Origin of the sequence: Halopseudomonas sp., from assembly GCF_041579695.1 — a bacterium.
GTDB lineage: Bacteria > Pseudomonadota > Gammaproteobacteria > Pseudomonadales > Pseudomonadaceae > Halopseudomonas.
This window is the reverse complement of sequence record NZ_JBFGFI010000003.1, coordinates 1-19,900: the sequence shown is the minus strand read 5'-3', so window position 1 is coordinate 19,900 and position 19,900 is coordinate 1. Positions and strand designations below refer to the sequence as shown.

The following is a 19,900-nucleotide window of genomic DNA, read 5'->3' as shown; positions in this document are numbered from 1 at the left end:
AGGTGGCACCATGCTCAATAGAGATCTCGAGATCACCCTGAATCTGGCGTTCAAGGAAGCACGCAACAAGCGGCATGAATTCATGACCGTGGAGCACCTGCTCCTTGCATTGCTGGACAATCATGCAGCGATAGATGTGCTGCGTGCCTGTGGCGCCGATATCGAGCGCCTGCGCCGTGAACTGGTGGAGTTCATCGACTCCACCACGCCGCTGATTCCAAAACAGGACCACGAGCGCGAAACCCAGCCAACCTTGGGCTTCCAGCGGGTGCTGCAACGCGCAGTATTCCACGTGCAGAGCTCCGGCAAGGGCGAAGTCAGTGGGGCGAATGTACTGGTAGCGATTTTCAGCGAGCAGGAAAGCCAGGCGGTTTTCTTTCTCAAGCAGCAGCAGATCGCCCGCATCGACATCGTCAACTTTATTTCCCACGGTATTTCCAAGGTGGGCGGGGAGGCTGATCAGATACCCCCCGAGAGTGAAAACATCGATGAAGAGGCGGGTGAGTCTGTGGGCTCGGCCAATCCGTTGGACGCCTATGCCACCAACCTCAACGAGCAGGCACGTCTGGGCCGGATAGACCCGCTGGTGGGCAGAGCACACGAAGTCGAGCGCGTTGCCCAGATCCTCGTGCGTCGGCGCAAGAACAATCCGCTCCTGGTGGGCGAGGCAGGCGTGGGTAAGACCGCCATCGCCGAGGGGCTGGCCAAGCGCATTGTGGACGGTGAAGTACCGGACATTCTGTCCGAGGCAGTGGTTTATTCCCTGGATCTGGGCGCCTTGCTGGCCGGAACCAAATACCGTGGTGACTTCGAGAAGCGATTCAAAGCCTTGCTAAAGGCTCTCAAGAAGCGCCCGCAAGCCATTCTTTTCATTGACGAAATTCACACCATAATTGGTGCTGGTGCAGCCTCCGGCGGCGTCATGGATGCCTCCAATCTGCTCAAGCCACTGCTGACCTCCGGTGAAATGCGCTGTATCGGCTCAACTACCTATCAGGAGTTCCGTGGCATCTTCGAGAAGGACCGGGCGCTGGCACGGCGCTTCCAGAAGGTTGACGTGATCGAGCCGTCGGTGGAAGACACTATCCAGATCCTCAAGGGGCTCAAGAGCCGCTTCGAGGAGCACCATGGTATCGGCTACACCGACGATGCTCTCAGATCCGCTGCGGAGCTTGCCTCGCGTTATATCAACGACAGACATATGCCTGACAAGGCGATTGACGTGATAGACGAGGCGGGTGCCTATCAGCGACTCAAGCCTGTTTCCGAACGGCCAGCATTCATCGACGTGGCGGAGGTTGAGGCCATCGTTGCGAAGATCGCGCGCATTCCGCCCAAGCACGTGTCTTCCAGTGACAAGGAACTGCTCAAGAATCTGGAGCGCGACCTTAAGTTGGTTGTTTTCGGCCAGGACGAGGCTATCGATTCTCTCGCTTCGGCAATCAAGTTGTCGCGGGCAGGTCTGAAGTCAGCAGACAAGCCGGTTGGCTCATTCCTGTTCTCCGGCCCGACCGGCGTGGGCAAGACAGAGGTCACACGTCAGTTGGCAAAGAGTCTGGGAGTCGAATTGCTGCGCTTCGATATGTCGGAGTACATGGAACGGCATACCGTATCGCGTCTGATTGGTGCGCCCCCGGGGTATGTTGGTTTCGACCAGGGCGGCTTGCTCACCGAGGCAGTGACCAAGAATCCGCATTGTGTGTTGCTGCTTGACGAGATTGAAAAAGCGCACCCTGAAGTCTTCAACCTGCTGCTGCAGGTAATGGACCACGGTACTCTGACCGACAACAACGGTCGCAAGGCGGATTTCCGCAATGTGATTATCGTTCTGACCACCAATGCCGGCGCGGAGTCCATGGCTCGTGCTTCAATCGGCTTCACCCAGCAGGACCACAGCACCGATGCCTCCGAGGTGATCAAGAAAACTTTCACTCCGGAGTTCCGCAATCGGCTGGATACGATTATCCAGTTCGGCCGTCTTACTCACGAAAGCATCAAGTTCGTGGTCGACAAGTTCCTGACCGAACTGCAGGCCCAGCTGGAGGACAAGCATGTTCTTCTTGATGTGGATGAAAGAGCTCGTAACTGGCTGGCCGAACATGGCTATGATCCATTGATGGGAGCGCGGCCCATGGCTCGCCTGATCCAGGACAAGATCAAGCGACCGCTGGCCGAGGCGATTCTGTTTGGTGAACTGGCTGATCATGGCGGTACGGTCAACATCAGTTGCCGTGATGACGAGTTGGTGCTGGATGTACTGGAAGAGGAAATGGCCTGAGCCCGATAGCGGCATCTGGCAAGAAAAGGCCCCGCTCCGGCGGGGCCTTTTTGTTTCAGGTTACAGGCAATCAGTTGCTCAATCCCTGAATTCAGCCCATACCGGGGCGTGGTCAGAAGGCTTTTCCATCGCGCGGATGTCATAGTCGACACCGGCATCAACGCACTGTTCTATCAGACCCTTGCTGGCCATGATCAGGTCGATGCGCAGGCCGCGACGGGGTTCTGCCTCGAAACCGCGACTACGATAATCAAACCAGCTGAAGCGGTCGTTCAGCTCCGGATTGAGATGGCGAAAGGTGTCCACCAGCCCCCAATTCTTCAACGTGTTCAGCCATTCGCGCTCTTCGGGCAGAAAGCTGCATTTGCCGGTGCGCAACCAGCGCTTTGCATTTTCGGCGCCGATACCGATGTCGATATCTTCTGGCGAGATGTTGACGTCACCCATAACCACCACGCGCTGATCGGGGGTGAATTGCTGTTCCAGATGGGCCTGGAGATCGGCATAGAACCGCGTCTTGGCCGGGAACTTTAGCGGGTGATCACGGCTCTCACCTTGAGGGAAATAGCCGTTGAACACGACGGTCTGTTCGCCATCCTTTCCGGTTATCGCCGCGCTGATCATGCGTTTTTGCGCATCTTCACCATCATCCGGGAAACCCTTGCGAACCCAGTCGGGCTTTTCTCTGGTCAGCAGGGCAACGCCGTAGTGGCCTTTCTGACCATGGTAGTGAACGTGGTAACCCAAGGACTCGACGTCCTTCAGTGGAAACATCGAATCGTCGACCTTGGTTTCCTGTAAACCAATTACATCTGGCGCGTGCCGTTCGACGAGTTCCTTCAGCTGATGGGGTCTGGCTCTAAGTCCGTTGATATTGAAGGAAACGAATTTCATCACTCATCCTGTTTCAGGTTGGACCCGGTTTCGGTCTGTAAGAAGATGTATCTGTTGCCGGTCATATGGGTTTGGCATGTTAGCATCACTTTTGGCACTTTTGTCGCTGGAAAAAACACATGGCTCGTCCGTTACTGCTGATTTTGCTGACTTTTTTTGCCGTGGCGGCACGTGCTGGCCTTGAGGTAAACATTGAGCCGGCCAACGAGCAGGTTAAAGACAATATCGAAGCGTTTGTCGGTGATATCGACGCTGCCAATCGCAGGGATATCGAGCGGATAGCAAAGCACAGCAAGCAGCAGGCCGCCGACGCGGCTCGGGCGCTTGGTTACTATCAAACCAATATTGAGCATCGTGTTGCCGGCAGTCGCAACGACCCCGTGCTGGTACTGGATGTCCAGCTTGGTGAGCCGGTAAGACTGGACGAGGTGAATATCCGCGTCGAGGGCCCTGGCCAGGGTACCGAGCCCTTCGACCTTGGAGCCGCTCAGCGCGGGCGCCTGCAACCGGGCGATATTCTCCACCACGGCCACTATGAAGCGATCAAGAGTTACATAGGCAATCAGGCCCTGCGCTATGGATACTTTTCCGGGGAATTCAGCCAGCAACGGATTGTGGTCAATGTAGAGACCAATGAGGCTGACATCGCGTTGGTATATCAGACAGGCCAGCGCTTCCGCCTGGGCGACGTAATCTTCTCCGAAACGCCCTTCACCGACAATCTGCTACAACGCATGGTGACCTTCAACACCGGTCGGCCCTACGACGCGGATGCGATTGCCAAACTGAACCGGGACTTGTTGGCCAGCGGCTATTTCGAAACGGTACAGGTCTCTGCCCCGGCCTCCGAAGCCGAGGACGGTCTGATACCTGTGAGAGTTAACATTACCGAGCGCAAGCCTCACTCACTGGGTTTTGGTGCGGGTTATTCGACTGACGTGGGCGCACGCGGACGCGTGAGCTGGACCGAGCACTGGGTCAATCCCCAAGGTCACAAACGCGGCGCCGATCTTGAGCTCTCCCTGCCCCGACAGGAGATTACCGGCTACTACCAGGTTCCGCTGACACCTCCGCAAACCAGTTCGCTTCGGTTTTTTGGTGGCTGGCAAAACGAGGATATCGATGATATCGAGAGTCAGAGCCTGACGATCGGTGCGCAGCACGAGACACTGCTCGACAGCGGCTGGGAGCGCGTTACGGGCCTGCGCCTGGAGCATGAACGCTTCAGCCTGGGTAATGATTCGGGGCAAAGTACACTTCTTATTCCGGGGATTTCCTTCCAGCGTACAAAAAGTGTCGGAGGTATTGATCCGAGCAGGGGATACAGCCTGATGCTGGACTTGCAGGCGGCCAAGAAGGGCATTGTTTCTGATGTCGACTTCGCGCGCATATTCACTACTGCAAAGGGGCTGTATACGGTTGAGGAAAACCATCGATTTCTTGCGCGAGTGGGTCTGGGCGCAGTGTTCACCGATGAGCTCGCACAGATTCCTCCCTCGCTGCGCTTCTTTGCCGGTGGTGATCAGTCAGTGCGCGGCTACGATTATCGAACCCTGTCTCCGACCGACAGCTCCGGAGAGCGCGTTGGCGGACGCTATTTACTTGATAGCGCTCTGGAGTACCAGTACGAATTCATCGACAACTGGCGCGCAGCCACTTTTGTAGACCACGGTAACGCAATGGATTCATTCACCGCTGCGCGAGAGACCAGCATAGGCCTGGGTATACGCTGGGTTTCTCCGGTGGGTCCGATTCGAGTGGATGTAGCACGCTCGGTCAGTGATCCTGACGAGGGCTTTCGCATCCACTTTTCCATGGGTCCGGAACTATGACGGTTTTCATTCTGAAAGCCATTGCCCGGGGGCTGCTTGTCCTGCTTCTGATTCCCCTGATCCTGGCCCTGCTATTGCTGAGCGAGAATCTGAATCGCTGGTTGTTCGAGCGCATAGAGGGCTTCGAGCCGAGGTTGGAGCTGGGAGTAGAAGAGGGGCACCTGTGGCGCGGATGGGACTTTGATCGCATTGTCTGGCGCGGCGAAGGTGTCGAGGTTGTGATTCAGGACGTGCGCTTTGCCTGGTCACCCGATTGTCTGTTTGCTGGTCGTTTGTGTATCGACGAACTGGACGTGGAGAGCATCCAGATAGTAACCGGGACGACGGACGAGGAGACCGGCGAACGGGAGCAGATAAGCCTGCCCGATATCCGCCTGCCGATAGGTATCCAGGTTGAGCAGTTGCGCATTGGCGCTCTGAAGCTGAATTCCGAAGAGCCCTTGCTCAGCGATGTCGAGATGTCCGCCCATCTGCGCGATTCGCAGCTTGTCATCCAGCGGTTCACCGGATCCGGCCCGGAACTCGACTGGGAGATGTCGGGAGATATCAGATTGGTCAATGGCTGGCCATTGAGACTGGATGCGCAGCTCAATTTGCCGCCGGTGGATGATCAGCCCTGGTCGCTGGACCTGCGTCTGGGCGGCAGCGCCGCGGAGCTCGATGTCGAGGCTCTCAGTCAGGGGTTTCTTACCGGGCGCCTGAATGCACAGCTGCAGCCCCTGGCGCCGCAATTGCCGGCAACGCTGCAGTGGCAGGGCGAGCGTTTTGTTGTACCAGCAGAGCTGCCAAGAACGCTGGTTATTTCCCGGTCCTCGCTTGAGGCCCGGGGCAACCTGAAGGACGGTTATCTGGTCAACGCAGACGCTGTATTGCCGGGCGAGGGCGGCGATATAGAACTGGATCTCTCAACCAGGGTGAGTACGACCAGAATGAACGATCTGATTCTTGAGCTGTACGTGGCCGAACAGCCGTCGCGGCAGCTTGTCCTGGAAGGGGATGCCTCTTGGGAAGATGAGCTTGTAGCCGAGGCAGAGCTGGAGATGAAGGCGTTTCCCTGGCAATGGCTGTATCCGCAGGACACCGGCGAAGTTGAATTGGAGGAACTATCGCTGACTGCAACACTTAAGGGCACGCAGGGCCAGGGCAGTGTGGAGGCCCGTCTTGCCGGAGTAGCAGGACAAAGTCTTGACCTGAGCATGGACGTGGCGGGCAATCCAGACGAAATCAATATCGCGTCACTGGCACTGGACACCGAGGCCGGTTCGGCAACCGGAGAGGCCACTTTGCGACTGACCGAGGGCCTGGCATGGAATGCCTCCCTGCTCCTGGATGGTCTTGATCCGGGTGCTTTCGTAGCAGATCTGCCGGGTAACCTGAATGGAACAGTGACCAGCTCTGGCAGCCTCGTCGAAGAGCAGCTTGAAATCGATGCGCAGTGGGCCCTGGAGGGCACATTGCGTGACCAACCGCTGCAGCTTGCCGGTTCAGTGGACAAGGACGGAGAGGCATGGCAATTGAGTGACCTGCTCCTGCGCCAGGGCCCGAATCGTATTACCGGGAGCGGACGCATCAGCGAAGAGATCAAAGCCGAGCTGAACCTGCGCATGCCCGAGCTGGCAACGTTATGGCCGGGGCTGAGCGGTTCGCTGACCGGTGATATTAATACCAGTGGTTCGCGGGCGGCTCCGGTAATCGATGCTGACCTGCGTGGTGAGCGCCTCGCATTCGAGCAACTGAGCATCGGCAACCTGGCGTTGCAGGGCAGGGTAACGCTGTCAGAGGAAACTCCAGGCAACCTCACACTGGATGCGCAGCAGGTACGCAGCGGCGAGAACCAGATCGGTGACTTGCGCCTGACCTTGCGTGGCAACCGTCCGGACCATCGCCTGACTCTGCAGGTGGAAGATGGAATCGCTGATCTGGAAGCCCGGATTCAGGGCAGCCTGCTCGCCGATCGCTGGCAAGGTCAACTGAGCGAAGCTGAGATCAAATATGGTGCTCTTGACTGGCAACTGGTCGATCCCGCGCGCCTGACCTACCGGCTTGATCCAGGACAGCTGCGCATGGCCGAGCATTGCTGGCGGCACGATCGGGCACGGCTCTGCTTTGAAGGGGAGCAGCGCCTGCTGCCGGACCGCCAGTTGGACCTGGCGCTCACTGACTTTCCGTTGGCGTCACTTGAGGGTTTTCTACCGGAAAACGTTGCCTGGAATGCCGACCTTAACGCGGATGTCGAAATTCAGCAGGCAGTAGGCGAAGAGCCTGTCATCAATCTCAACGTATCCAGCCTCGACGGCATGATCGCCGTCACCGAAGCAGATCAGACCCTGGCTTTTCCCTATGATTTGCTGGAAATCAATACCGAGATGCAGGCGGGTACCGCGCGCAGCCGCATCCAACTATCCAGCGAGGGTTTCGGCAATCTGGATATCCAGGCCAATATCGAGGATCCGGCGGGGGCTCAGGCTCTGACCGGTCAATACGAAATAGAAGGTCTGAAACTCAACATCCTCCGGCCTTTCCTGCCCCAGGTCGATACCCTGCGCGGCGACTTGAGCGGCAATGGCAGGCTGGCCGGCACGCTGCGCGAGCCTGAGATAGTTGGCACCGTGCAGCTGGCTGACGGGCACATAAGCGGTCCGGAACTGCCGGTGAGCCTCGAAGAACTGGAGGTCGAGGTTGATATCAACGGTCAACGCGCCATCGTGGATGGGCAATGGAGCAGCGGTGCACAAGGCGAAGGTAGCCTGACCGGCACGATTGTATGGGCTCCCGAACTCGATGTTAATCTCGCCCTCGAGGGTAGCCAGCTACCAGTGGTTGTCGAGCCCTATGCCGACCTGCGCGTCAGTCCGGACCTGCAGGTCACGCTGGCCAATAACCAGCTGCGTATCCGGGGAAAAATTGCCGTTCCCGAGGGAGATATCACCGTTCGCGAGCTGCCCGAGCAGGCGGTCAGGCAGTCGCCGGACGTAGTCATCGTCGGTGAAGAGACCGAGGACGAAGGACCGCCGCTGGATGTCGATGCCAGGGTGCAACTGGTCATCGGCGATCAGCTCCGGTTCTCTGCATTCGGCCTTTCCGGGCGGTTGAATGGCCGCATCATGGTCGAGGAGGATATGAGCGCCACCGGGGATCTGAATATTCTCGATGGTCGTTTCCGCCGGTACGGGCAGCGGCTCACTTTGCGCCGTGCACAGATCCTGTTTGCCGGTCCCATATCCCAGCCGTTCCTGAACATTGAGGCTATTCGCAAGGTCGACGACGTGATTGCCGGCCTGCGCCTGACCGGACGCGCCGAAGCGCCACAAACCGAGGTCTTCTCCGAGCCGGGCATGCCTCAAGAGCAGGCGCTGGCCTACCTTATACTTGGCAGACCCCTGGGGGCCGACGGTGGAGACAGCAACCTGGTGGGCCAGGCAGCTCTTGCGTTGGGAATGGCTGGCGGGGCGCCGCTGGCAAAGAACATCGCGGGTACGCTAGGGATCGAGGATTTTCAGCTCGAAACAGAAGGCTCGGGCATTTCGACACAAGTTGTCGCAGCAGGCTACATTACGGAAAAGCTCAGCCTGCGTTATGGTGTTGGCGTATTTGATCAGGCCAACCAGTTGGCGGTGCGCTATGATTTGACTCGCAGGTTGTATCTGGAGGCAGTCAGCGGCTTTGCCAGCTCTCTGGATTTTTTCTACCGTATCGATTTCTAGGGCCGTAAGGCACTTGCCGGACGGTTAATCCGCTGCGTGGGTTTTGCGCAGCATTTACAAGTACAAAGGAGTTTTTATGTCGAGCGTCACTATGCGTGGTAATCCCGTTCTCGTCGGCGGTACCTTTCCCAAGGCGGGCGATAAGGCCCCGGCATTCAGCCTGGTAGGCAAGGACCTGTCGGACGTTGAGCTGTCCAGCCTGGCCGGCAAGCGCAAGATACTGAACATATTCCCGAGTGTCGATACGCCGACCTGCGCCACCTCTGTGCGCACCTTCAACGCCAAGGCCAACGACGTGGAAAACACCGTGGTCGTATGCATCTCGGCTGACCTGCCATTCGCCCAGGCGCGTTTCTGCGGCGGCGAAGGCCTGGATAACGTGATCAACCTGTCGACCATGCGTGGTCGCGAGTTTGCTCACAACTATGGCGTGGAAATAGAGAACGGCCCTCTGGCTGGTTTGACCGCCAGGGCTGTGGTTGTGCTGGATGAAAACGATCAGGTGATCTACAGCGAGCTGGTGCCGGAGATCGGCGAGGAGCCGAACTACGAGAGAGCACTAGGGGCACTGTCCAAATAAGAAGCCGCGGGTGCAACGTGCATCTAGCTTTTTGCTGAACAAAAAGAGTCGGGAGCCACGAGCCCCGACTCTTTTTTATTTGCGCTAGTTCTTCAGCTTGGCGGTGATTTTAGCAACATGCTCGCCCTGGAAACGGGCGATACTCAGTTCGCGCTCATCCGGCTGTCGCGAGCCGTCGCCGCCTGCCAGTGTCGATGCGCCATAAGGTGTGCCGCCGCTAACCTGGGAAATATCGAACAGCTCCTTGGCGCCATAACCGATCGGCACGATAGTCATGCCGTGGTGGGCGAGGGTGGTCCATACCGAGGTGATGGTCATTTCTTCGCCACCGCCGGTACCGGTGGAGGTGAATACACTGGCAACCTTGCCAAAAAGGGCATTTTTCGCCCAGAGTCCACCGGTCTGATCGAAGAAATTGCGCATCTGACCGGACATGTTGCCGAAGCGGGTTGGGGTGCCGACGATGATTGCGTCGTAATCGGCCAGCTCGGCCGGCTTGGCCACATCACCTGACAAGTCGGTCTTGCCACCGGCATTCTTGAAAGCTTCCTGATCCATGGTCTCTGGCACGTGCTTGAGGGTGACTTCGACGCCTTCTACCCGACGTGCGCCTTCGGCTACGGCTTTTGCCATGGTTTCGATGTGTCCGTACATGGAATGGTATAGAACGAGTACTTTGGCCATCGTTTGCTCCTTTCGTGTTAATTGACTGGAACATAATGCATCGGATTAGTGGCGGTTAAAAATCAAAAATAGGCGCTGAATAATCAATTTATTAGATATTTCAGGATGGTAATAACCGCAAGAGTGCGTGCTTACCGGGCCAGGCTACTGAATATTTCCACCCTGACCTGTAATCCGCCGGCACGTGCTGGCAGGAAGCTGACCTGCCCGCCATAGCGGTCAACCACCTCGCTGACGATGGCGAGGCCCAGACCGTGCCCGGGCGTCTGTTCATCCAGCCGTAATCCTCGCTGACCGAGTTTGGCGAATTCGTCGTCTTCCACGCCTGCGCCGTCATCGCTGACGGTTACCCTTAGCATTTGGTTGTCCTGTTCCAATGATAGCTCAACGCATCCGGTGGACCATTTGCCTGCATTGTCGAGCAGGTTTCCCAGTATTTCGTTAAGGTCATGCTCTTCAACTGGCCAGCGGCTTTCCTCGAGCAGTGAGGTCGATAGCTCGAATGACTTCTCCGGATACAGGCGCCCCAGCATCCACAGCAGATCCCGCGCCTGCTTCACCGGACAGGCGCTCTTGCCGACCTGGGGGCCCGCAAAGCGACTGCGCCGCATTTCTGCCTCCAGTTGCCTGTCGATGTCAGCCAGTCTGTCTGCCATCTGGAGCCTGAGCTGGTTGTCCAGTGGCCGGCTGGTGTCTTCCAGCATCTGTCGGACGGCAGCAATGGGTGTCTTGACGCTATGAGACAGGTTCGCCAGTGCATTGCGGGAGCGTTCCAGCCGCTGATCCAGCGAATCGAGCAATTGGTTGAGCTGCTGCACAAGCGGCTTGAATTCCTCCGGTGCCTGCACATTGATGCGTGATATTTCTCCGGTCTGCAGTTGCTTCAGGGCAGCCTGCAGGGAGACAGCAGGCCGCATGGAGAAGTTGATGCCGAGCCAGATCACGCCGGCGAGCAGCAGGATCAGCAACAATGAGACGATTGCTGTCCACGCATGCAGTTCCGCCTGGCTTTGCTTCAGGGCTCCCATATCCTCGGATACGATTACTACCAAGGGTGCGCCTTCAATCAGGAATGACCGGCGATAAGCGAGAATATCCGCCGGAGCATCGTTTCCCTCCCTGTTCTGTACGCGGATGCTTCCCTGCTGCTGCGAAGTAATAAGTGGTTCCAGCAGGGAGGCCCAGGATTGCGGAGAAATGATTGTTTTGGCGGGTGAGTGGACGGCAAAGGCGTGATGGAAGACTTCCTGGAAATAGTCGCCGGTCTGCAGTTCATCCACATCTCCGTTGGATGCTCGCAATTGGTGCTCCAGAAAAGCCACCTCGTCCATCAGTCGGTTCTCGATAAAATCCCGGGACATCCGGTCCAGCAGAAAACCATGGACCAGCCAGGCTAGCGCCATAAGGCCAATGCCGGCAGGTAACAACATGGCCAGCAATGCGCCCTTTACCGAGGCCGGCCGCTTAAACAGTGTCATTGAACAGATACCCCTGGCCACGGCGCGTTGATATCGTTTCCGTGCCCACGAGTTTGCGCAACCGCCGGATATAGGCCTCGATGACGTTATCGCTGGGATTTTCATTGAGGTTGTAGAGCTGCTCTATCAGGTGCTCCTTGGAAAAGACATGGCCGGGCTGGCTCATCAGACAGCGCAGCAGGCGAAACTCGGTGCCGGTCAGGCTGTGTTCCGTGCTGTCTCCGATTTTCAGGCTCTGACGGTTCTCGTCCAGCTCGAAACGGCCCGCCTTTATCAGCGAACGTACTCTTCCCTCGCTGCGTCTTACGATCGCATTGAGCCGGGCGATGAGCTCTTCAGTCTGGAACGGTTTTGCCAGGTAGTCATCAGCTCCAGCCTTGAGACCATTGACCTTGTCCTGCCAGTCGCTCCTTGCGGTCAAAATCAGTACCGGGAAATCAATATGGGTCAGACGCCACTCCTTCAACACGTCCAGGCCATTGCCATCGGGCAAACCCAGGTCCAGCACGACGGCTCGATATTCCTCCTGCTTACCCAGAATGGCTGCTTCCCGGGCAGTGTGGGCAATGTCTACGCTGAACCCCGCCTTGGCCAGTTGGCTTGCAAGTCCATCTGCAAGCAGGTGATCATCTTCGACGAGCAATAGGCGCATAGGTGCTGTGTTCTCGGCAATGGTAGTGAAATTGATTGTCGCTGACCCATCTGAATTCAGACTGAACGAAAAATAAGTTGATGTTTTTCAGAAAGAATTCAGGTTCATGCGCGATGGTGTTGGTCATTGCTGGACCAATATGGTTTCCGGCATCTATCCAGCATTGCTCTAGGGCACATCGCTTCACAGGAGAAGGTCGCATGAATTTATCAGGATTTGTAGTTGCAGCAGCAGCTTTGTCTTTATCAGCGTCTGTTTTCGCGGCAGGTGCCCATGAGGGCATGCACGGGCAGGGCGCCAACTTTGGAGAGCCTGGCAAGGCTTCAGAGGCCAGCCGGACCATCACGGTGGAGATGCACGACAACTATTACGAGCCCGAGTCGATAGCGGTGAGTCCGGGCGAAACCGTGCGGTTCCTGGTCGAAAACAAGGGTAACCTCGTTCACGAATTCAACATCGGCACCGCCGCGATGCATGAAGCCCATCAGGAAGAAATGGCGATGATGATGGAGCATGGCGTGATAGAGGGCGGCAAGATCAATCATCACATGATGGAAATGGACATGGGTGATGGCCACTCCATGAAGCACGACGATCCCAATAGCGTTCTGCTCGAGCCGGGACAAAGCAAAGAAATCGTCTGGACGTTCTCGAACAAAAGCAACATCGAATTTGCCTGTAACGTCCCCGGTCATTATCAGGCCGGCATGTATGGCGATGTGAATTTCGACTGATCCGGGATCTGTTCCGTCAGGATTTCAGGATTGGCGCACCGGCAGGTGTGATTGTGAATGTATTAAGTCTGGAGTGAAGCAATGAAGATGGCCCTGGTGGCAGGTTTTTTCAGTTTTTTTGCACCGGTTCTGGCGATAGCCGCGGAGTATAATCTGACAGTGGATCGGGTCGAGATTGATACCGGCGATTTCGTCAAGGAAGGAATCGGTTACAACGGAGCGTCGCCTGGTCCGGTCATGCGCTTCAAGGAAGGCGAAAACGTCAAAATCAATGTGACCAATAATCTGGATGAAATGACGTCCATTCATTGGCACGGCCTGATACTGCCCTTTACCCAGGACGGGGTTCCTGGTTTCAGCTTTCCTGGCATCAGGCCAGGGGAAACGTTTACTTATGAGTTCCCCATCGTTCAGTCCGGGACCTACTGGTACCACAGCCATTCGGCTTTTCAAGAGCCCGATGGCGCGTTCGGCGCCATCATCATCGAGCCCGAGGGCCGCGAGCCTTTCCGCTATGACCGTGAGTATGTGGTCCAGTTGACGGACAAGCATCCTCACACAGGTGACCGCATCATGCGGAACCTGAAAATGATGCCCGATTATTACAACCGCGAGCAGCAGACGGTGCCTGAGTTTTTCTCGGATGTCTCCGAGAACGGTCTGATGAGCACCATCCGGGATCGCCTCGACTGGGGCGATATGCGGATGATGAAGGCCGATGTGGAAGACGTTCAGGGCTTTACTGGCATGATCAACGGCAAGGGGCCGGAGCAAAACTGGACCGGTGTATTCGAGCCAGGGGAGCGTGTCCGCCTGAGGTTCATCAACTCCTCGGCAATGACCTATTTCGACGTCCGCATCCCTGGCATGGAAATGACCGTGGTGCAGGCGGACGGCAATAACGTGCGTCCGGTGACAGTCGATGAGTTCCGGATTGGCGTCGCGGAAACCTACGATGTGATTGTCCGCCCGAAGGACGCGCAGGCGTATACCATTTTTGCGGAATCGATGGGACGTTCAGGCTATGCCAGGGCGACGCTGGCCCCGGAGGAGGGCATGCATGGTCCCATACCGCAGATGCGCGAACCGGCTCGGCTGACCATGGCAGATATGGGCGCAATGCCCGGCATGGACCATGGCGACATGGGCCACGGCGCGGGCGATGACATGGATCATGGAAATATGAGTGCCCAGGATGACATGTCTGGAATGGACCACTCCAGCATGGACGGGATGGATCACTCCACCATGGGCGCCATGGATCACAGCAGCATGGGCAGTGCAGCAGGGCTTCCCAGCGATCCCTTCTATGCGGCGGGTAGCGGGATAACCCCCGTAGCTGCCAACGGCGGCAAGTTCCTTTCATATGCTGACCTGAAGGCCCAAAAACCGCTGTATGCAGACCGCGAAGCCACCCGCGAAATCGAATTGCGCCTGACCGGTAATATGGAGCGCTACATCTGGAGCATCAACGGCGTCAAATACGAAGATGCCGATCCCATTAGATTGCAGTACGGGGAACGCGTGCGCTTCAAATTTGTCAACGAAACCATGATGACGCATCCCATGCACCTGCATGGCATGTGGTCGATTCTGGATGTCGGAGCAGGGGAGTGGGATCCGATCAAACACACCGTCAGCGTGCAGCCAGGCACGACCGTTTACATGGAGACGGAAGTGGATGCGCCCGGGCAGTGGGCATTTCATTGCCACCTGTCCTACCACGCGGCGGCTGGCATGTTCCGCAAGGTGATTGTCGAAGGCGCGCCTGAACCGGTGCAGGTGGAGCAGGTCAAGACTGACGTTGGAGGTGATGCATGAACCCTATCCGAACCTTGATGAGCATAAGTTTGGCAGGCTTTGCATTGCTGTCCGGGACTCTCGGTGCACAGGAGCTGCTTGCCGACAAAACCCAGCGTAAGGACCCGCTAGATATATGGGGTGTCCAGTTCGAGGAGCTCGAGTATCGTTACAGCGATGATGGCGAAGAGGTCGGCGTCTGGGATGCCGATGTTTTCTATGGCACCGATGCGCTCAAGGTCCGCTGGCTGACCTCTGGCGAATATGCCATCGAAGAGCGGGTATATGAGGGCTTGGAGAACCAGTTCGTCGCGCAAGTGCCGATCTCGACGTTCTTTGATGCCAAGGCTGGCGTGCGGTTTGACACGCCCGAGGGTCCGGACCGCACCTACGCCGTGCTGGGTATAACCGGACTGGCGCCCCAATGGCTTGAAATTGATGCGAACCTGTATCAGAGCAACAAAGGCAAAACCTCTGCCGAGCTCGATGCCGAGTATGAGCTGCTGCTGAGCAACTACTGGATCCTGGCGGCCACATTCGACGCTACCGTCGCGTTCAACCAGGATCGAGAGATCGGTGTCGGCACTGGGCTGGTTTCAACTGAAACCGGACTTCGGCTGAGTTACGACCTGATCGACCGTTCGCTCTCACCGTATGTGGGCGTGGTGCATGAGAAGAAGTACGGCGATAGTGCAGATCTCGCCAGGGCCGATGGTCATGGAACCGAAGACTGGTTTGCAGTTATCGGGGTCCGTCTGATCTTCTAAAACAGTTCTCATGGGGCGTGGGCGCCCGTCGGCCGCCCCGGTTTCCTCACAAGGAAGTTTCATGGGCAAGAAGCAGGATAGAACAACCCACAAGTGAGGGTAGCAGCATGATGCAACACGACATGATGGGTAGCGTCATGTGGGCTGGACACTGGATTTGGATGCTGGCCATAGCCATCCTGATGGTCATTCCGGTCTGGCGCATCTGCCAGCGTGCGGGTTATCCCGGCTGGTTAGGTATCCTGATACTTATACCTGTCGCCAACCTGGTTCTACTTTACTTTATTGCGTTTGCATCCTGGCCCGCGGAAAAAGCAAGCCGCGGCGATTAAGCGCAATTGCTGCTATTAACACCGCCCTGATACATGCGGCCGAAACCTTCGTGTCACCTACCATCAAATTCGCGGAACAGAACTCTTTGCCCGGCGTCCCAATAATGTCATTTAAGTCAGACGCGATCGTTTAGCCCACGCTCCTGTGAATGGAGACGATGCACGCCGAAGGTCTTCACGTAGTGATGATTCGGCGATAACGAGCGAGCAGCACGTGCGGTGGCTCATGAATTCGGCATCGACGAAGTCCGCGCCGACGTTATCGGAAAGAGCAGCAATAGGGGTTCAGCAAGCAATTAGAGGGGTGAAAATCGTTTATGCAAATCAAGACCTTCGGTGAATTGATCGACTGGACTCGCGATCTGCATCAGAATCTGGCGCGGTGTCTTGCCCATTGTTCCACACTTCACGATGAGGAAAGAGCGAGGGCGCTGCTCGATTACCTTTCATCCCATGAGGCGGAGCTGGCCCGGATTATTGACGGTTTTGAGCACCAGAGTGTGCCACGCGCCCTTGAGACAAGAGTCTATGATTATCTGAAACATAGCCCCATTAAAACCCATGAGACTTGTGATGGGGCGTTCTCCAGAAAGGACTCCCAGGAGATTTTCCGGGAAGTAATAGACTTTCATGAACAAGTGATGGACCTCTATAAAATACTGTCGGAAAAAGCTGAAATTCCGGAAGCGCGAGAACTGCTCGAACAGTTATTAGAGATGGAAAAGAATGAAACCATGCGTCTGGCCCGACAGGTAGGCCGAATGGACGACCTATAATGGCAGGTGCGCCGCCGGCAGAGCTCGGCCAGGCTGCTTCAGAGATAACGAAATGACATGGATAATCACCAAGTACGCAATAACGGCGGCACTGATTGTGCTGATCTCCGAGGTGGCCAAGCGCAGCGATAAGCTGGGCGCTCTGATTGCCGCGTTGCCGTTGGTCACCGTGCTTGCAATGATCTGGCTTTACCTGGAACAGCAGCCGGCGGAAAAGATCAGCAACCATGCCTGGTATACCTTTTGGTACGTGTTACCAACATTACCGATGTTTCTGGTATTTCCGTTTCTGCACCAGCGTTGGGGCTTCTGGTTGGCGCTCGGTGCCAGCGCGATCATTACTGTTTGCTGTTTTGCTGCAGTGGCCGTTGTCGCCCGTCGCTTTGGCATCGTGTTGTGGTGAAAGCCGCAGATCTGTCCTTTGCTTCAATTCGCCGCTTAACACGCTCATATCCTGAATCAATGCCCCAGGAACTACTGATCGGGATACCGTGTCAGTTGTGGCAGTGTATTCATCCACAGATACTGACGGAGTAACCATGTCGACCATCACCACAATCAATCCCGCAACCGAAGAAGAGCTTCAGAGCTACGATGTCATGTCCGAACAGGAAGCAACGGACCGCGTTGAGGCCTGTCATGCAGCCTTTCTGGACTGGCGCGAGCTGACCCATCAGGATCGGGCTCCTTATCTCAAGAAAATCGCGCAGAAACTGCGGGACAACGCCGATGAACTGGCGGCTTTGATGACCAGCGAAACCGGCAAACTTTTGAAGGACGGGCGGGTTGAGGTCGAGCTCTGCGCGGCGCTGTTTGATTACAGCGCGAAAAACGGACCGCAAATGCTGGCCGATGAAGAGCGTGAGCAGGGACTGAACGGAAAACGCGGCATCGTCAGCTATCAGCCAATTGGCGTGATCTATTCGATCCAGCCCTGGAACTTTCCCTGCTATCAGGTTGTTCGCGTATTGGCAGCCAACCTGATGGCAGGCAATGGCTGCGTTCTCAAGCACGCCAGCATCTGCACTGGCTCCGGGCTGCGGCTGCGGGAGCTGTGCATTGAAGCAGGCCTGCCGGAAAACCTCTTTCAGGTTATCGTGATCGACCACGCCACCAGCGACAGATTGATTGCCCATCCCAAGGTGCGTGGCGTCACCCTGACCGGTAGTGATGGCGCGGGACGACACGTTGGCGCGGTGGCTGCCAAGGCCTTGAAAAAGACGGTTCTCGAGCTCGGTTCGAATGACGCCTATCTCGTACTGGAGGATGCCGACATTGATACGGCGGTGAAGTTTTCGGTCATGGGCCGGCTTTACAACAACGGCGAGACCTGTGTTTCGGCCAAGCGTTTTATTGTGACCGACAAAGTGTATGACGCTTTTGTCGATGCGTTCGCAAGCCGGATGAAAGCCATAACAATGGGTGATCCCACAAGCAAGGATACGCAGCTTGGTCCGCTTTCCAGCCAGGGCCAGTTCGATACGGTCAAAGAGCAGGTAGAAGCCAGCGTAGCCAAAGGGGCAAAAATCCGTTGTGGCGGAGTAATACCTGAGCGCAAGGGCGCCTATTATCCCGCCACCGTATTAACCGACGTTGCCCCCGGTATGCCAGCCTACGACGACGAAATATTCGGGCCTGTGGCGTCGATTATCCGCGCCAAAGATGACGAAGACGCCATGCGACTGGCCAACGATAGTCGCTACGGACTGGGTGGCGGCATCTTCTGCAAGGATGAGGAGCGCGCCATCAAGCTGGCTCGTGATCACTTTGACACCGGCATGATCCGCATCAATTCGTTCGGCGCGGCTGATCCGAACATGCCCTTCGGCGGAGTCAAGGATTCTGGATACGGACGCGAACACGGCGGTTTCGGAATGAAGGAGTTCGTCAACGTGAAGGCGATTTTCCTGCCGTGATCATTTCAAGATAGAAGGATTTCTCTATGAGTATGAACATACTTGTTGCCGGTGCTACCGGCAAAACGGGCCGCCAGACGGTCCAGTACCTGATTGATCAAGGGCACAAACCAACAGCGCTGGTTCGAGAAAGCTCCGACACCAGTGTGCTGCCCAAGGGCACTGAACTACGCTACGGTGACCTGACCGATATGAAGGCTGATGTCTGTGATGGTATGGACGCGGTGATTTTTGCGGCGGGCTCTGGCTCCGCCACAGGCCCCGAGATGACCAAAAAGGTAGATCGGGACGGTGCCAAGCGTCTGGTCGATCTGGCCAGCAAATCAGGTGTAAAACGCTTTGTCATGTTGAGCTCGATCGGCGCGGACCAGTCCAATCCCTCCGGCAAGATAGCCCATTACCTCAGCGCCAAGCATGAAGCTGACGAGCATCTTAAAAACTCCGGATTGACCTACGCAATTTTGCGCCCTGTGGCGTTGACCAACGAGGGGCGAAGCGAAAACGTGATATTGGGCGAGGGCGTGGATAAATCCGCCAAGGCCTCACGCGCTGACGTTGCTTATGTGCTGGCGGAAGCGGCTACCACAGGCCGTTACGATGGCCAGGCGCAGGATATGCAGTCCGCCTCATAGCTACTTCGCACTTTCCATACATTCACAGGAGAAGAATTCATGTCAGAGATCCATGGCAAAGTCGTCATCATAACCGGTGCCAGCAGTGGCCTCGGTGAAGCTACTGCCCATCGCCTGGCAAAAGGTGGCGCCAAGGTGGTACTCGCGGCTCGCCGCGAGGATCGTCTTGTAGCGCTTCGTGACGCTATAGTCGAACAGGGCGGTGATGCCATTTACCAGGTGACGGACGTTACCAAGCGCGAGCAGATGGAAGCGTTGGCCCAGGCGACCAAGGATACCTACGGTCGCATCGACGTGCTGGTCAACAACGCAGGCCTGATGCCATTGTCACCGCTGGACAAGCTCAAGGTCGACGAATGGGACACAATGATTGATGTCAACATCAGAGGGGTGCTTTACGGCATTGCCGCGGTTTTGCCGACCATGCGAGAGCAACATGCCGGTCACATTATCAATATCTCATCTGTAGCCGGGCATAAGGTCTTTCCGTCGTCAGCTGTCTATTCCGCAACCAAATACGCAGTCAAGGCCATATCAGAAGGTTTGCGTCAGGAAGGCGGCGGCGAAATCCGCTCCACCAATATATCGCCGGGTGCTGTAGCGACTGAGTTGCCCAACACCATCAGCGATAATGATACCGCCAAGAATGTGGATGAACTCTACGATATGGCCATCGACGCCGATGCAATTGCCCGCGCTATTGCATTCGCTATCGAGCAGCCGGCCGATGTGGATGTCAACGAACTGATCATCCGGCCTACGAAGCAGCCGCTTTGATCGTGTGATCAGAGAGGAGGTTTGACTCAGGACTCAGGAGGAACCCGAGCTCCTGGGTTGGGCT

The 19,900-nt window shown here is 56.6% G+C and carries 17 protein-coding genes; 13 read left to right on the top strand and 4 right to left on the bottom strand.

Annotated elements, in window-relative coordinates; all coding sequences use genetic code 11:
• Positions 1–10: 10 nt before the first annotated feature.
• The gene (gene clpA, locus ABYA88_RS01570; RefSeq protein ID WP_373184837.1) at positions 11–2,278 is read left to right on the top strand and encodes an ATP-dependent Clp protease ATP-binding subunit ClpA; all 2,268 of its coding nucleotides are present in this window, start codon (positions 11–13) and stop codon (positions 2,276–2,278) included.
• A 78-nt stretch (positions 2,279–2,356) separates the two neighbouring features.
• Here the strand turns inward: clpA and xthA are convergent, their stop codons facing one another.
• Positions 2,357–3,172 carry an exodeoxyribonuclease III gene (gene xthA, locus ABYA88_RS01565; RefSeq protein WP_373184835.1) on the bottom strand — a complete coding sequence of 272 codons (816 nt, stop codon included), beginning with the start codon at positions 3,170–3,172 and terminating at the stop codon, positions 2,357–2,359.
• A gap of 119 nt (positions 3,173–3,291) precedes the next feature.
• Between xthA and ABYA88_RS01560 the strand changes: the two genes are divergently transcribed.
• The 3 genes from ABYA88_RS01560 to tpx all read left to right on the top strand — a co-directional run bounded on the left by ABYA88_RS01560 (position 3,292) and on the right by tpx (position 9,288).
• On the top strand, positions 3,292–5,004 hold the full coding sequence (locus ABYA88_RS01560; RefSeq protein WP_373184833.1) for an autotransporter assembly complex family protein: 1,713 nt from the start codon (positions 3,292–3,294) through the stop codon (positions 5,002–5,004).
• Positions 5,001–8,708, top strand: coding sequence for a translocation/assembly module TamB domain-containing protein (locus ABYA88_RS01555; protein ID WP_373184831.1), 3,708 nt, complete (start codon positions 5,001–5,003; stop codon positions 8,706–8,708). Before ABYA88_RS01560 ends, ABYA88_RS01555 begins: the two co-directional genes overlap by 4 nt.
• A gap of 76 nt (positions 8,709–8,784) precedes the next feature.
• Positions 8,785–9,288: a thiol peroxidase gene (gene tpx / locus ABYA88_RS01550; RefSeq protein ID WP_373184829.1), complete on the top strand. Its 504-nt coding sequence runs from the start codon at positions 8,785–8,787 to the stop codon at positions 9,286–9,288.
• A gap of 84 nt (positions 9,289–9,372) precedes the next feature.
• Here tpx and wrbA read toward each other — a convergent pair whose 3' ends face one another.
• The 3 genes from wrbA to ABYA88_RS01535 form a co-directional block, all read right to left on the bottom strand.
• Entirely contained in the window at positions 9,373–9,972 is a 600-nt protein-coding gene (gene wrbA, locus ABYA88_RS01545) for an NAD(P)H:quinone oxidoreductase (protein WP_373184827.1), read from the bottom strand.
• A 131-nt stretch (positions 9,973–10,103) separates the two neighbouring features.
• Positions 10,104–11,450, bottom strand: a complete 1,347-nt coding sequence (locus tag ABYA88_RS01540; RefSeq protein WP_373184825.1) for a sensor histidine kinase — start codon at positions 11,448–11,450, stop codon at positions 10,104–10,106.
• Complete coding sequence (locus ABYA88_RS01535) at positions 11,437–12,102, bottom strand: response regulator (protein ID WP_373184823.1); 666 nt, start codon at positions 12,100–12,102, stop codon at positions 11,437–11,439. The genes ABYA88_RS01540 and ABYA88_RS01535 overlap by 14 nt, the downstream gene beginning before the upstream one ends.
• Before the next feature lie 200 nt (positions 12,103–12,302).
• Between ABYA88_RS01535 and ABYA88_RS01530 the strand changes: the two genes are divergently transcribed.
• From ABYA88_RS01530 to ABYA88_RS01490, 9 genes are all read left to right on the top strand, one after another.
• A complete protein-coding gene (locus tag ABYA88_RS01530; protein WP_373184821.1) occupies positions 12,303–12,836 on the top strand; it encodes a cupredoxin domain-containing protein in 534 nt (177 codons plus the stop codon).
• 81 nt (positions 12,837–12,917) lie between these two features.
• The gene (locus ABYA88_RS01525; RefSeq protein WP_373184820.1) at positions 12,918–14,657 is read left to right on the top strand and encodes a copper resistance system multicopper oxidase; all 1,740 of its coding nucleotides are present in this window, start codon (positions 12,918–12,920) and stop codon (positions 14,655–14,657) included.
• A 17-nt stretch (positions 14,658–14,674) separates the two neighbouring features.
• Entirely contained in the window at positions 14,675–15,403 is a 729-nt protein-coding gene (locus ABYA88_RS01520; protein WP_373184958.1) for a copper resistance protein B, read from the top strand.
• A 107-nt stretch (positions 15,404–15,510) separates the two neighbouring features.
• Complete coding sequence (locus tag ABYA88_RS01515) at positions 15,511–15,735, top strand: hypothetical protein (protein WP_373184818.1); 225 nt, start codon at positions 15,511–15,513, stop codon at positions 15,733–15,735.
• 317 nt (positions 15,736–16,052) lie between these two features.
• Positions 16,053–16,511: an ATPase gene (locus ABYA88_RS01510; protein ID WP_373184816.1), complete on the top strand. Its 459-nt coding sequence runs from the start codon at positions 16,053–16,055 to the stop codon at positions 16,509–16,511.
• Between the two features lie 52 nt (positions 16,512–16,563).
• The gene (locus ABYA88_RS01505) at positions 16,564–16,914 is read left to right on the top strand and encodes a DUF3147 family protein (RefSeq protein ID WP_373184814.1); all 351 of its coding nucleotides are present in this window, start codon (positions 16,564–16,566) and stop codon (positions 16,912–16,914) included.
• Positions 16,915–17,050: 136 nt separating this feature from the next.
• Positions 17,051–18,427 carry an NAD-dependent succinate-semialdehyde dehydrogenase gene (locus ABYA88_RS01500; RefSeq protein ID WP_373184812.1) on the top strand — a complete coding sequence of 459 codons (1,377 nt, stop codon included), beginning with the start codon at positions 17,051–17,053 and terminating at the stop codon, positions 18,425–18,427.
• A 26-nt stretch (positions 18,428–18,453) separates the two neighbouring features.
• Complete coding sequence (locus tag ABYA88_RS01495) at positions 18,454–19,059, top strand: SDR family oxidoreductase (protein WP_373184810.1); 606 nt, start codon at positions 18,454–18,456, stop codon at positions 19,057–19,059.
• A 39-nt stretch (positions 19,060–19,098) separates the two neighbouring features.
• Positions 19,099–19,836 carry an SDR family oxidoreductase gene (locus ABYA88_RS01490; RefSeq protein ID WP_373184809.1) on the top strand — a complete coding sequence of 246 codons (738 nt, stop codon included), beginning with the start codon at positions 19,099–19,101 and terminating at the stop codon, positions 19,834–19,836.
• Positions 19,837–19,900 lie beyond the last annotated feature (64 nt).